This window comes from Poseidonibacter lekithochrous, from assembly GCF_013283835.1.
Lineage (GTDB): Bacteria > Campylobacterota > Campylobacteria > Campylobacterales > Arcobacteraceae > Poseidonibacter > Poseidonibacter lekithochrous.
Genome location: NZ_CP054052.1, coordinates 845,134 through 859,080, shown reverse-complemented (window position 1 = coordinate 859,080; position 13,947 = coordinate 845,134). Strand labels below are relative to the sequence as shown.

At 27.7% G+C, this 13,947-nt stretch carries 12 protein-coding genes; 4 read left to right on the top strand and 8 right to left on the bottom strand.

Translation table 11 applies throughout. From position 1 onward, the window contains the following. Nucleotides 1-64: 64 nt before the first annotated feature. Nucleotides 65-1,966, top strand: coding sequence for a mechanosensitive ion channel family protein (locus tag ALEK_RS04230; RefSeq protein WP_071627419.1), 1,902 nt, complete (start codon nucleotides 65-67; stop codon nucleotides 1,964-1,966). 126 nt (nucleotides 1,967-2,092) lie between these two features. Beyond that, nucleotides 2,093-4,651, top strand: coding sequence for a methyl-accepting chemotaxis protein (locus ALEK_RS04225; RefSeq protein WP_071627420.1), 2,559 nt, complete (start codon nucleotides 2,093-2,095; stop codon nucleotides 4,649-4,651). 14 nt (nucleotides 4,652-4,665) lie between these two features. Here ALEK_RS04225 and ALEK_RS04220 read toward each other — a convergent pair whose 3' ends face one another. From ALEK_RS04220 to ALEK_RS04205, 4 genes are all read right to left on the bottom strand, one after another. Continuing rightward, on the bottom strand, nucleotides 4,666-5,076 hold the full coding sequence (locus ALEK_RS04220) for a hypothetical protein (protein WP_071627421.1): 411 nt from the start codon (nucleotides 5,074-5,076) through the stop codon (nucleotides 4,666-4,668). A gap of 8 nt (nucleotides 5,077-5,084) precedes the next feature. Then, on the bottom strand, nucleotides 5,085-5,399 hold the full coding sequence (locus ALEK_RS04215) for a hypothetical protein (protein WP_071627422.1): 315 nt from the start codon (nucleotides 5,397-5,399) through the stop codon (nucleotides 5,085-5,087). A gap of 58 nt (nucleotides 5,400-5,457) precedes the next feature. Beyond that, nucleotides 5,458-6,732 carry a Y-family DNA polymerase gene (locus ALEK_RS04210; RefSeq protein WP_071627423.1) on the bottom strand — a complete coding sequence of 425 codons (1,275 nt, stop codon included), beginning with the start codon at nucleotides 6,730-6,732 and terminating at the stop codon, nucleotides 5,458-5,460. Between the two features lie 268 nt (nucleotides 6,733-7,000). Further along, nucleotides 7,001-8,092 carry a hypothetical protein gene (locus ALEK_RS04205; protein WP_071627424.1) on the bottom strand — a complete coding sequence of 364 codons (1,092 nt, stop codon included), beginning with the start codon at nucleotides 8,090-8,092 and terminating at the stop codon, nucleotides 7,001-7,003. A gap of 150 nt (nucleotides 8,093-8,242) precedes the next feature. Here ALEK_RS04205 and ALEK_RS04200 point away from each other — a divergent pair, with 150 nt between their 5' ends. Then, nucleotides 8,243-8,830: a LysE family translocator gene (locus ALEK_RS04200; protein WP_071627425.1), complete on the top strand. Its 588-nt coding sequence runs from the start codon at nucleotides 8,243-8,245 to the stop codon at nucleotides 8,828-8,830. 9 nt (nucleotides 8,831-8,839) lie between these two features. Continuing rightward, entirely contained in the window at nucleotides 8,840-9,616 is a 777-nt protein-coding gene (locus tag ALEK_RS04195; RefSeq protein WP_071627426.1) for an AraC family transcriptional regulator, read from the top strand. A 21-nt stretch (nucleotides 9,617-9,637) separates the two neighbouring features. On the opposite strand, the gene ALEK_RS04190 is transcribed toward ALEK_RS04195, so the two are convergent. Genes ALEK_RS04190 through bamD form a run of 4 tightly spaced genes read right to left on the bottom strand, consistent with a single transcriptional unit; the run spans nucleotide 9,638 to nucleotide 13,870 of the window. Next, nucleotides 9,638-10,177, bottom strand: a complete 540-nt coding sequence (locus ALEK_RS04190; protein WP_071627427.1) for a rhomboid family intramembrane serine protease — start codon at nucleotides 10,175-10,177, stop codon at nucleotides 9,638-9,640. Continuing rightward, complete coding sequence (locus ALEK_RS04185; protein WP_071627428.1) at nucleotides 10,158-10,745, bottom strand: hypothetical protein; 588 nt, start codon at nucleotides 10,743-10,745, stop codon at nucleotides 10,158-10,160. Before ALEK_RS04185 ends, ALEK_RS04190 begins: the two co-directional genes overlap by 20 nt. A gap of 10 nt (nucleotides 10,746-10,755) precedes the next feature. Beyond that, a complete protein-coding gene (gene lon / locus ALEK_RS04180; protein ID WP_071627429.1) occupies nucleotides 10,756-13,173 on the bottom strand; it encodes an endopeptidase La in 2,418 nt (805 codons plus the stop codon). Between the two features lie 40 nt (nucleotides 13,174-13,213). Continuing rightward, entirely contained in the window at nucleotides 13,214-13,870 is a 657-nt protein-coding gene (gene bamD, locus ALEK_RS04175; protein WP_071627430.1) for an outer membrane protein assembly factor BamD, read from the bottom strand. Nucleotides 13,871-13,947 lie beyond the last annotated feature (77 nt).

The window sequence follows — 13,947 nt, the reverse complement described above, 5'->3', positions numbered from 1 at the left end:
ATTAAAGAGTAAGTGATTTAATCATATAATATCACTTATAAATACTAATTCCTATGGAGAAATTATGCTAAAAACTTTAATACTTACTTTATGTATTCCTTTGTTATTACTAAGCCAAGAAGTACAAGACAAACCAGTTGAATTAATCAAAACTGTAGAACCAACAAAACAAAGTAAAGATACAACAACAAAAGATGAAGTAAATACAAGTAATTTAAAAAAAATAGAAATAGAGAGTAACTTAGAAGACATTTCGAATCTTACAGAAGAAGAACAACAACTTAAACTTCAAAATAAACTTCTAAGTGATGTAATAGAAAATATTAATAATGAATCTTTTCTAAAAACACTAAATAATAATGAAAAGTACTCAAATGAGCTAACTTTATTAACAAATAGAATCAATATTAATACAAAAGCTCAAAATGTATTAGCAGTTAAAAGAGATCAACTAGAAGTATATTTAATCAAAGAAAAACAAACTTATGAAGATACTCTAAAAAATATAATTATTGCAAAACAGCAATATAAAGATAAAGCATATATAAAAGCACTGTTAAATAATGCAATCACAACAATAAATGCAACTCCAATTTCAGAATATACAAGTGATTACGATAAAGAAAAACTTGTAACAAATACAATATCTACAGCTTTTACAAAAAATTATGTAGAGTTATACAATCATAATCATACACAACTATTTGTGCTTCAATACTTATCTGATAATATTACTAAATTTAGAAAATCAAACTTTATTATTGATGAATTTAACCTTCAATATTTTGTAAATCAAATTGATTCAATAAAAGGTATTTCATTTGTTTCTAATCTAACATCTTATTACCTAAAATTCTCTATTGGGGAAATAGTAGTAGTTTTATTTATCATTATGTTTTTTAGACTTTTAAATATAAAAATCATTTCTTTATTAGCTAATTTCTTAGCAAAACTATTTGTAAAATCAAAACATGAAGATAGTGCAACAATAAGAGAGTATTTAAGACAATCTATTGATACTCCACTAATTTATGCTTTATATCTTTTGGCAATACAAATATCTATATTTATTTTAGTAAAAGATCCAGTTTTAATAGAAAGTATAATGCCATGGATTAATACTGTTTATATTGCCTTATTAACATGGGCTTTATATGCTATTTTAAACAATAGTATCAATATCTATGCTCACAGCTTATTAGAAACATATCCAAATGTTAGAAAAGAGATGATTGCATTTATATTAAAAATCATCAAAATAATTCTAGTTTTATTAGTAATTCTATTTTTATTTACACAATTAGGAATAGATATTAAAGCCATTGCAGCTTCTCTTGGAGTTGGTGGTATCGCCATTGCTTTAGCATCAAAAGATACTTTAGCAAACTTCTTTGGTTCACTAAATATTATGACTGATAACTCTTTCTCACAAGGGGATTGGATTAGAACTAGTGAAATAGAAGGAACTGTTGTTGATATTAGAATGAGAACTACAAGAATTAGAACTTTTGATAATGCAATGATTACAGTACCCAACTCACAATTAGCAAATACACATATTATGAACTGGTCAAAAAGAAAGATTGGTAGAAGAATTAAAATGAGTGTAGGAATTACATACGAGAGTAAAATGGAAGATATTGTAAAACTAAAAGATGCAATTTTTGAAATGCTAAATACTCATCCAGATATTGCCACAAATAAAACAGCAGCACTATCACCTTCTAAAAAATTTGAATCAATTAAAAAAGAAGATTTACAAGGTGTAAAAAGAACTCTTTTAGTTTATGTAGATGAATTAGATGCTTCATCAATAAATATCTTAGTTTATTGTTTTTCAAGAAGTCCAAATTGGGAAGATTGGTTAACAGTAAAAGAAGATGTAATTGTAAAAATATCACAATTAGCAGAAGAAAATAACTGTAGTTTTGCATATCCTACACAAACTGTTTGGCTGAATAAATAACAGTAAGTGACATAAAGTGACAATTCTTATTAGATTATCACTTTTTTTATTATATATAAGTAATTGTTTACTTAATTATAAGTCCTTATAAATTATAATCCTCCTTAGCACAAGGAGTTTTATAAGATGACTATACAAAAAAAATCATTTGTTTTAGTAAGTACATTTTTTATTTTATTAGTATTAAATGCAGTAGGTTTGTTCTTTTCAATGGATAAAATCAAATATTCCAATGAACACTTAATTGAACGAGCACAAGTAACAGAAGCGTTTTTAGATATGAAGTTTCTACTAAAAAATCTTCAAGAAGTTTCAACAGATTCTGCACTAGTAGGAGATGAAGAAGGACTGTATGTATTAGATGAATTAAAAGAAGAATATACAAAGTCATACCAAGAAATAAATAAACTTCCATTAACAAAAATAGAGAAAGATCAACTTTCAAATATAAATAATAAATTTAATCCATATTTTCAATCACTAAAGAAAATGGCACAATTTGGAATCGACAAAGTTATCTCAAGAGAAAATTCTATAGATGAAATGAGCTCATTTGATAGAGCAGTTTCAAGTATTGAAAAAGATTTGGATGATATCAAAGCCTTAGATGAAATCAGTCTTTTAAATCTTAAATATCATATTATATCTATTCAAGAAGTATTAACAGATGCTTTAGCAGTTGGTGAAACTACTGGATTTAAAGATGTAGATAATATCAAAGTTTCTTTATATGAAGAGATTGATAGTCTAACAGCAATATATCCGGTACTAAAATCTAAACTAAAACATCTTAAAACTGATGTTGACAATATGGCAAATATTGGTAAAAAAATGGCTTTAAAAGGTAAAACTTTTAATGAAATGTCTGACAATGTAAATGCTGAAATGATTAGAGTTGATGAATATTTTGATTATATAGAATCTACAATCAGAAATATAATCAAAACACAAAAACAGTTAAATAAAGAAACAATTCAAGAAAGTGAAGATACTTTACACAGCTTCCAAAATGTAGCTATTGTATTAAATATTTTATTCTTAATTGCCGTAATTTTTCAAATGTTTACAGTAAAAAATATTCTAAGTAATATTCAAAAACTAAACAAAGGTGTAAAAAACTTAATTGATTCAGAACATGCAAATAAAATTGATATAGAATCAAATGATGAAATTGGAAGTATTAGTAAAAACTTCAATAAATATATAGATAAAATTGATGAAGATTCAAAACAAGATATCAAAGTAATCAATGAAGCTAGAAGTATTATGGGGAAAGTAAATGTTGGTCTTTATAATGAAAGAATTCAATTAAAAGCAAGTTCAAGTGCAACAAGTGATTTAATTGATGAAATCAATAATATGATTGGTACTACACAAACAAATCTTACTACTTTATCAGAAGCATTAATTGCATTAGCAAATGCAAAATATGACCAAGATATTCCAAGAATCCAAGGGGTTACAGGTCTTATTGCATCATTATTAAGTGGTACAAAAGTAACTCAATCTACAATCAATGAAGTAATGGCATTAATTGATAATTCAAATAAAAGATTAACATTTAGTGCACAAGATTTATCAACAGCATCAGAAGAGTTAAGTAAAGCTTCTAATCAACAAGCAGCAGCGCTGGAAGAAACAGCAGCAGCAATTGAGGAAGTAACATCAACAATTGCGGCAAGTAGTGAAAACGCTGCTAAAATGTCTGAGTACGCTAAAGAAGTAACAAACTCAAGTGAAGAAGGAAAAGAGTTAGCTTCTAAAACTTCTATATCTATGGATGCTCTTAGTAATGAAGTAAATACTATTAACGATGCCATTACAGTAATTGACCAAATTGCATTCCAAACAAATATTCTTTCACTAAATGCTGCCGTTGAAGCAGCAACAGCAGGAGAAGCAGGAAAAGGCTTTGCCGTAGTTGCACAAGAAGTTAGAAATCTAGCAGCTAGATCTGCGGAAGCTGCAAATGAGATTAAAGCCTTAGTTGAAAGTGCTACTAGTAAAGCAAAAGAAGGAAAAGAAGTATCAGCCTTAATGATTAATGGTTTTAATAAACTAGATACAAATATTAATACTACAATTGAATTAATTGGTGAAGTTGCAAATGCTACAAGAGAACAACAAGAAGCAATGAATCAAATTAACGATACTGTAAACTCTCTTGACCAAGCAACACAAAGTAATGCTCAATTATCATCTAATATCTTTGATATGGCAAAAACAACAAAAGACTTATCATTACAACTTCAAAGTGCAGTTGATAGAACTACATTTAATCCTGATGCAAAAAGAAGAGTTTGTAATACAGACTTTATTTTTGATTTAAATAAATTAAAATCAGACCATATTAACTTCAAAAATGTAAACTTCTGCGAATGTAAAGTAGATAATAAATTTGTAGTTAAAGACCATACACAATGTGATATGGGGAAATGGTTAATTGCAAGTGAAGAGCAAGGCTTAGACTTTGCACAAGGTAAGTTATGGGATGAGTTAAAAGATACTCATCAAAAATTCCATCATATGGTACAAGATACAGTTGATTTATATGCAGAAGGTTATGATAATGGACAGATTATCGCAGTAACTGAAAATATAGAGATACAAATAAATGTAATCTTTGAATTACTTGATAAAGTAAAAGAACATAATTGTGATTTACAATTCAAAAAAAATAGATAAGTTTTTAAACTTATCTATTTGTCTACTAATAAATCTGCTTTACTTCTAATCTTTTTTTTATGTAAAAATTGTTTTTCTCTATCTGTGAATTTTTCTTCTTTTGTATCTACTTTTTCTTTTACTATTGGTTTAGCTTTTTTTGTTTTTTTCTCTTCTTGTTTTGCAATTACTTCATCTTCTTTTTTAAACATAGTTAAAATAAGGTAGATAGAAAAAGTAAGGTTAAATAGTATTATCACCCACTTTGAAATCAAGGCTAACTCTAAATATTGTAATAACTTTTTTAGTTTAAGATACTCAATCAAATCCCCATAAATAGCATTTGCAAATAAAGCTACAATCAAAAGAAGGAATATTAAAATTACTCTTTTTCTAAACTTATATAAGTAGTACCAAAATAGTGCTGATTTTACTTGTTTAAACATTCATTATCCTAAACAAAGAAGTTTAAACCAAGAGCAGCAAGGGCAACCACTAAAGACTTAGTTTTTAAATCATCTACTATTTTTCTCTCTTCATCTGCAATAATTACTTCTAATTCATCATCTGAGTAATCATCAAAAGTTTTATGATTTTCAACTAATCTAGCTTTTGTAGCTAAAACAGCTTTTTCTCTAACTTTTGCATTTACAGCATCTTTTAGTTGTTCACTTTTTATTTTTGGGTAATCAAATGCAGAAGTTGCATTCTCTCGTGCTATATTTAGTAATTTGTTTGAATTCTCTTTTAGTTTATCTTTTAGACTCATATTATATCACTTATTAATTTTTTATTATTATATCATTTATGTATTAACGAAATGATAACTAGTCGTTTTTCAGCTCACTAGCACTTTTGATAATATCAATACCAAATTTAGTTCTTAATTTTTGTACTTGGTCTGTTAGTTCTTTCTTTTTTAAATCACCTTCATACTCAAAAAGATTATAAGTATATTCATTTGTCTTAGCAAAATTTGATACAGTAATTGAAAGCTGAACAACCCCATGAGTTGGATGAATATCATTGTCATCAAAGAGTTTTGCCATTGCTTCTTTGAAGTCTGTTTCATTGAATATTCTATTTACATTTATATAGTTTTTGGATTTTACTTTGTATTCATATTGTATTTTAATAGCATAAGTCAAAGGGTTTACATTTGCTTTTCGAACTAAAAAGCACAAATATCTACTAAGAATTATCACTCTTCTTCGAATTTCAACCCTATCAAAAATAGCATCAAAGCTTCGCCCTATTCCTATGGATTTTTTTTCTCTCTCTAAAGTTAGTTTATTATCTCTTATTCCACATACACGATTGTATAAATCAATTCCGGGTTTCTTCCAAGAACAAAATAATTCTCTATTTTTTTTGATATCCCCTAAAGTCTTAATAGCATAACCTGATAGTTTTTCTTGGAAAGCTTTTCCAATTCCAGGGAACTCTTTGATAGGAATATCTTTAGTGAATTGGGCAATTTTATCTTTTGGTACGAACTTTACTCCATCTGGTTTTGCATGTTCTGTTATTAGTTTAGATAAAAATTTTGTATTAGCAATACCAATAGAAATTGGAAGTTTAAGCTCATCAAAAACTTTCTGTTTTAACTTGTATGCAAACTCTTCTACCTCATCTTCTTCTAAATAACCTGTAACATCTCCAAAGAATTCATCAATTGAGAACTGTTCAATCAAAGGCATCTCTTTTTGTAATAGTGCTTTTAGTTTCTCTGATAAATCATGATATAAAGGATAGTTTGGTGCTAGCATTTTTAAATGAGGACATAATCTCAAAGCCTCATTTACTGTCATGGCAGTTTTCACTCCATAATCTCTAGCTTCATAAGAACAAGTAGTAATAATCCCTCTAATTCTTCCATCTTGATCTACAAAATAATCTTTGAAACTCTTTTGGCCTTCATTTGTAAGAATAGTACTTACAAAAGCTCCTGAATTTGAAGAGATTTTTCTAACCTCTTTTTTTGAAGAAAAAATATTAAGATTACTTCTTCCTCCAACAGCAATTGGAATATTATGAAGTGAATTATCTAAGGTACGATGTGCGGATGCAAAAAAGCAGTCTAGGTCTAGGTGTAAAAACATTTTGGGATTATACTCTAAAAATTGAACAATATTTAGTTTTATTTCATATTGAAAGATTTTTCTTTTAAAAACTATTATGATAATATTGCACAAATCAAAAAGGATTTATTATCGTTAATTGTAAAAACTGCAAAAGAGAAATAAAAGAAAAATCAAGACAATGCCCATACTGTGGAATATTAAATCCAACAGTAACACTAAAAGATGTATTTATAGGAACTGCATTTGTATTAGTTGTAATGTCTATAGTTACGTACTTTACGAATAACTAAACTACAGTTTTATCTATTACAGCCTCTGTTGAGCTCTCTTTATCTTCTAGAGGGTCGCCTTTTAATTCATAAGATTTGAAAAGTTCCATAACTTTATCTATCTCATTAATATCATATTTACCATCTACGGGTTCTTTTAGTTTTAGAATATTCTCAACTATATCTTTTTCATAATCATTTAAAACAGAAACATCCCCATCATTATCTTTTAATTTTGTAAGAATATTTTTTGTTTTTTCATCATCTGAGTTTAATAACAGTGCAATAATCAAAGAAAAAACATCATTTAATTGCATAGATAAATCTGTTAAATCAGAAGCATTTGGGTTGTCTTGATCCCCTGCTTTTGCTCTTACAATATCTTCTATTTTCAAAGAATTTACATGAGCCATAAGTAACTCTTCTTTACTTATTGATTCATTTGTACTATAAGCCTCACTCATATCAACTTTTGAATTAAAATCCTTATCTATTGATAAAGTCATATTTAATTCATCATCCAAACTTTTAGCTCTATTTTCACTTCTATATAAACTAGTATATTCATCTGTTTCATGTGCATTGATATATGATTTACTTACAGTTTCTTCAACATCAACATTTAGTTTTTCATTTCTTTCAACACTTACTTTTATAGTAGCTTCAAAATTGTTTTTTGTTTGGTTGTATTCATCTCGTGATATTTGACCGTCGTTATTAGCATCTGCTTTTATAAAATCTCTTTTATAAGCAATATCCTCAAACCAACCAGCTACATAACTCTCAGCTTTATTATCTAGAGTTACAGTTCCATTAGGACTTCTATATACATCATCTTTACCAAAGTACTCTTCTATCTTTGAAACAACATCTTTGTTTAAAGATACTGCAACCATCTTACCATTTGTTGGGTCTTCAAAAGTAGTAGTGATAGTATCATTATCAAAACTAGTACTTTGATAAGATATATCTTCACTTTTAGAAGTTTGGCTCAGAAGCTGTGCAAAACTAGAGGCTTGCTCTTCTAACTCTTTATTGCTTCTATCTTTTGATTCAACTTCGTTTGCTTCAAAAGCAATACTATTATCTACTGATGTATTTATTTGCATTTTTAAATCCTTGGAGATTATTAGTAATATTATACAGAAATTTTGTTGGGAGAGATAAATAGAAAGTAAAAAATATATATTTATCACACAATGCAATAATGTACTATCCTAAAAACTAACAAATGAATATAATTTGGAAAAAGGAAGAACATGAATATATTATCGTTTTTAATCTATTGTATTATAATCACATTTACCCCAGGTCCTACACATATAGTTACATTATCAACTGTTCAAAACTATGGTGTAAAAAGAGCAATTAGCTTTTGTTATGGTTCATCTATTGCATTTACAATTATATTAGTATTATCTGTAGTATTAAACTCTTTATTGACTTCGTTTCTACCAAAAGCTACGGCGATTATGCAAATAATCGGAGCAGCCTATATCTTATATTTGGCGTACCAAATTTATCATATGAATAATATAGTAAATAATAATAAAAATTTTGGTACTTTTAAATCTGGATTTTTAATGCAATTTATAAATCCAAAAGTAATCTTATTTTCTATAACAATTTTTCCAAGTTTTATTATGCCTTATTACAATTCTTTAAATGAGCTACTTTTATTTGCTATTATTATTTCAATCATAGGGTCTTTATCATTCTTTTTTTGGGTAATATTTGGAAATCTCATGAAATCATTTTTAATAAAAAACAAAAAAGCTTCAAACATTTTATTGTCCCTATTTTTAGTATATTGTGCTATTATGATATCGGGTGTTACTGGTACTTAGAGGTAATTTATGGATAAATTTATATATAAAAACAAATTAGATATTACAGCCTTATCTGCAAAAATGAGTAAATTCTCTTATAAGAAACATGCCCATGAAGAGTATACTTTAGGAGTGACTTTAAATGGTGTACAACAATATAATTTAGAAGGGAAATCACTAGCTTCTCATAAAAATGGAGTTATGCTTTTTAATCCAGAACAAGTACATGATGGAAGTGCAGGAAACTACAAAGATGGCTTAGATTATCTAATGCTTTATATTAAACCTGAACTGTTTTTAGATGCTTTAGAGAAAAAGGATATAGTTACTTTCTCACAACCTATCGTTTATAAAGAAAAACTAAAAAATGATATATTGAATCTTTCTTATTCAATTTTAAATAATAAAGATATTACTTTATGTAATGAATTGTTTTTAAATTTAGTAAATAATTTTACTTCCAAGGATTTCTCTTTAGAATATAAAAATGAAACAGAGTTTATAAAAAAAGCTAAAGAGATTATCTATTATAACCTTGATGAAGTTTTAGATATAGATGAAATTTCTAAAGAACTAAACATTTCAAAATTTCATTTTATTAGAGTTTTCAAAGCAAATACAGGAATAACACCTTATCAATATTTTCTAAACTGCAAGATAATTCATGCAAAAAAGCATTTAGATATAACAAAAGATTTATATGGAACTATAGTTGAATTTGGATTTACCGACCTATCTCATTTAAATAGGCACTTTAAAAGAGTTTACGGAGTTACAGCTTATGAGTATATATCAAAAAGTTGAAGCCAAACTTTTTAATATACTTTATCTTCTAATCATGGCATAAATAAAACCAAGACCAAGACCAATGAAGTGTGCATACCAAGCAATTGGCATACCTATAAGTAGTGGTGCTACAGAGATTAGTAAAACCCATGTAATAATTCCACTTCTTTGAGATTTATCTAAATAAGCTACATATCCAAGCAGAGCACAAATAGCACCAGATGCACCTACTAGATTTACTTGATTATCTAAAAAGTATATATAGGCAAAAGATATTAAAGAAGTTAATATTCCACATACAAAATACAGTAATAAGAACTCTTTAGTTCCTCTATATTTCTCTATTAATCCACCAAACTGAAATAGTACAAACATATTCATAGCAAGGTGCATAAGTCCACCATGAGCAAACATAGTAGTTAGAGGTTGCCACCAAAAATCATATACTACAAAATACATATTTAGTCCCATATATAAACCACCACGAGTTATACTCTCTTGGGCTAAATACATTAGAACAGTGATTACAATAGTTATATTTACAGCAGTGAAGCTTGATTTACTTAAGTTTTTTAGCATTATTTTCATATACCTTTATTGAGCAATCTATTCGTGATAATATCTCATCTTTATCATACAATCTAAAGTCTGTGAATATCTTGAATATTTTTTTCTCACCTGCTTTAAAAGTAGTCATAATTGAACCAGAATAAAAACCTTTTCTTTTCACATCAGAAGTTTTAGAGTTTTTATCTTTCTCGATTAATACATACTCTATTGTTAAATATGTTTTGATATTTTCTTTATTTTTTTTCTGTATTGCTTGAATATAATAATCATTCATTTCATCAAGTGAAATAAACTCTTGGGCTACAGATTTATTGCTTTGTGATTTTTGGTAAGAACCTTCTAATTTATAATAGCCTTTGATTAAAGCTTTTTGAGATTCATTTAATAGTTCTTGATTATATACTTTATATTTTGTCAGAGTATCTTGTTCACAAAGAAGAGGAATAACCTTTTCTTTTGTGATTTCAGGTTCATTTGCTATGTATTTAACATATAAAGTTAATACAATAGATATGATTATGATTGAGGCAAGAGTAAAAAAATTGTTTACAACTTGACTCTGCCTCACTCTTCTCATAATTTTATTCTTATACTAATGCTTCTTTTAAAACATCTTCAATAACATCTACAGGTTTAAGTTCCATAGCTTTTTTCACTTCTTCAGGGATATCTTCTAAATCTCTCTCGAAGTTCTTTCTAGGAATTAATGCTTTTGTCATTTTTGCTTTAAAGGCTGCAATTAATTTTTCTTTTAATCCACCAATTGGTAATACTTTTCCAGATAGAGTTAACTCACCTGTCATAGCAATATCAGACTTGATTTCTCTTTCACTTAAAATAGAAGCAATTGTTAATGCCATTGTAATACCAGCACTTGGTCCATCTTTAGGAGTAGCACCTTCTGGGATATGTAAGTGAATATCATATCTTTTATATACTTCACTAGAATCTAGTTTTGTATCTTCGTCTTTTTCTTTGAATGATTTAGGAATAATATCTTGATTAATCTCTAAAGCACCCTTGTCAATTAAAACTTTTACAACAGAATAAGAGATTCTAGATGATTCTTTCATTACATCACCTAAGTTACCAGTAACAGATAACATTCCTTTACCTTTAAGCTTAATAGCCTCAGATTTAAGAACATCTCCACCTACTGCTGTCCAAGCTAAACCATTTGCAATACCAATTGAGTTTTTCTTATCAGCTGGGTCAATTTCAAAGATTGGGTTATCTAAGTATGTTTTTAAATTCTTAGTAGAAATAGATACTTTTTCTAACTTATCATCAGTAAGTAATTTCTTAGCTGCTTTTCTAAATAATTTAGAGAATACACGTCTTAAGTTTCTAACACCTGCTTCTCTTGTATATTTAGCAATAATCATTTCAATTGTTGGTTTAGATAAAGAAATCTCTGACTTATTTAAACCATGTTTTACTAACTCTTGAGGAATTAAGTAATCTTTTGCAATATGGTATTTCTCATTTGGTGTATATGAAGAAATCTCAATAAATTCCATTCTATCTTTTAATGCAGGTGGAATTCTTCTAATATCATTTGCAGTTGATACAAAAATAATTTGAGATAAATCAATCGCAAAGTTTAGGTATAAATCTCTGAATTCATTGTTTTGTTCAGGATCTAAAACTTCTAACATTACAGCAGTTGGATCACCTCTATGATTAGCACCAAGCTTATCAATCTCATCTAAAACCATTACTGGATTCATTTTTTTAGCATCAACTAGACCTTTTACAAGTCGTCCAGGCATTGCTCCTACATAAGTTCTTCTATGTCCTCTTAACTCATTTACATCTTCCATTCCACCAAGAGCAACTCTTACAAGTGGTCTTTGAAGTGCTTTAGAAATTGAGTTTGCAAGTGAAGTTTTACCAACACCTGGAGGTCCCACAAAACAAAGAACTGTACCTTTTGATTTTAAATCTTCAATATTTCTTTGCTCTAATAATTGTTTTACAGCGAAGTATTCTAAGATTCTCTCTTTTGGTTTGATTAATGAATAGTGATCTTTGTTTAATTGTTTTTCAACATTATTAACAGAGATTTTTTCATCAGAATATTCACCAAATGGAATATCTAGAACTTGTTCAATATAAGTTTGTAAAAGTGAAGCATCAGGAGAATCTTGGTGCATTCTGCTTAATTTATCAACTTGTTTTTTAGTCTCTTTATATCCATCTTTTGGCATATGAGGCTTAAGTTGTTTAAGTCTTTTTTTATAAGCTTTAATCTCTTCGTCTTTTTTATTATCAGTACCAAGTTCTTTATTAATAGCTTTGATTTGCTCTTTTAAGAAGTAATCTTTATGAGTTTTTTCAATTTTAGAGTTTACTTTTTGAGTAATCTCTTTTTGAATTTTAAAAGACTCAATCTCTTTTTTTATTACTTCAATAATATCAAGTAATCTTTGTTCAATATCAGTTTGAGCAAATAACTTGTAAGCATCATCTTTTTTAACTTTTAATACAGATGAAATTAAATCAGCAATTCTAGTTGCATCATCATTTTCTTCAATAGTTTTGATTAAATCAGCTGGAAATTTAGAATTTAGTCTAGAAAGTTTTTTAACTTGCTCAACTAAAACAGAAATAACTGATTTAACACTCTCTTCTTCGAAAGGTTTGTTTTCCAAAATATCAACATTACATAACACTGGTTGTTCTTGGTCGAATTGATTAATTCTACCTTTTGATAAACCTTGGAAAAGTACTTTAATTTTACCATCTGGTAAAGATACTTTTCTCATAATATTACCAACAACACCAACATCATAAAAAGAATCGTCTTCTCTTTTCCCTTCTTTTCCTTGCTTTGAAACAGCAACAATAACTAACTTGTTCTCTTCAATTGCATGCTCAACAGCACTGATATTATCATCACTGTTTAAAAAAAGTGGAGCAATCATGAAAGGGTATAAAAATATCTCATCCTCTATAATTAATGGTATGTCTTGTGGAAACTTATCATAATTTTCTAATTCCATATCTACTCCTTGTTATTTGTTATTTTTTATGTTTTATATCTTATTCGAATATTGATCTATAAAATGGAACTTTAGGCTCTATAATTTCCTCTGGATTAATCCAAGATTCTTTTACTTTTTCATTATAGATTGCAGCAGCCTTTTCTTTATCTTTTCTTTTGTATAAATCAGCAATTTCTTGATCTAAAAGTGCTTTAGCCATATATAATCTTGCATTCATAGTGTCTACTAAAGGCATATATGGAGATGATTTATATCTCAATTTGAATTCTTCAATCTCTTCAATTGTTTTTTCAATTAATGCTTGATCTCTAAATTGGTATCTAAAACCTAAAAAGTTAGCTTTGATTTTTAAATATCTTGCATAATCAATATTTTTGCTTAACGCAAATCTCTTAATATATTCATCTAAATAGAAGTTTGCTAAAGCATACTCTTCTGCATCAATATGTCCATTTACTAAAATAAGTATAGATGTTGGGATTAATGGCGAGTTTCTGTGCTCACTTTCTAAAGATGTATATGTATCATCAGCTTCATCTAAATCACCTTTTGTGATTTGAGTTACCATTTTGTTGTACCAATATAGTGCTGGTTTGTTATATTCTGCCGCTTCTTTCTTACTAGAACACGCAGTAAAAATAAAAACTAAACTTGACGCAAGTAATATATTCTTAATTTTAAAGCTTGTTATCATATAAATTCCTTTGTCTTAAAGCAAACATTTTATCTAATACTAGCTTAGGAAATATCTGCTATAATTATTAAAAATAA

Coding starts and splice junctions, on each gene's coding strand:
- ALEK_RS04230 (WP_071627419.1), top strand. CDS start 65: ATGCTAAAAACTTTAATACTTACTTTATGTATTCCTTTGTTATTACTA.
- ALEK_RS04225 (WP_071627420.1), top strand. CDS start 2,093: ATGACTATACAAAAAAAATCATTTGTTTTAGTAAGTACATTTTTTATT.
- ALEK_RS04220 (WP_071627421.1), bottom strand. CDS start 5,076: ATGTTTAAACAAGTAAAATCAGCACTATTTTGGTACTACTTATATAAG.
- ALEK_RS04215 (WP_071627422.1), bottom strand. CDS start 5,399: ATGAGTCTAAAAGATAAACTAAAAGAGAATTCAAACAAATTACTAAAT.
- ALEK_RS04210 (WP_071627423.1), bottom strand. CDS start 6,732: ATGTTTTTACACCTAGACCTAGACTGCTTTTTTGCATCCGCACATCGT.
- ALEK_RS04205 (WP_071627424.1), bottom strand. CDS start 8,092: ATGCAAATAAATACATCAGTAGATAATAGTATTGCTTTTGAAGCAAAC.
- ALEK_RS04200 (WP_071627425.1), top strand. CDS start 8,243: ATGAATATATTATCGTTTTTAATCTATTGTATTATAATCACATTTACC.
- ALEK_RS04195 (WP_071627426.1), top strand. CDS start 8,840: ATGGATAAATTTATATATAAAAACAAATTAGATATTACAGCCTTATCT.
- ALEK_RS04190 (WP_071627427.1), bottom strand. CDS start 10,177: ATGCTAAAAAACTTAAGTAAATCAAGCTTCACTGCTGTAAATATAACT.
- ALEK_RS04185 (WP_071627428.1), bottom strand. CDS start 10,745: ATGAGAAGAGTGAGGCAGAGTCAAGTTGTAAACAATTTTTTTACTCTT.
- lon (WP_071627429.1), bottom strand. CDS start 13,173: ATGGAATTAGAAAATTATGATAAGTTTCCACAAGACATACCATTAATT.
- bamD (WP_071627430.1), bottom strand. CDS start 13,870: ATGATAACAAGCTTTAAAATTAAGAATATATTACTTGCGTCAAGTTTA.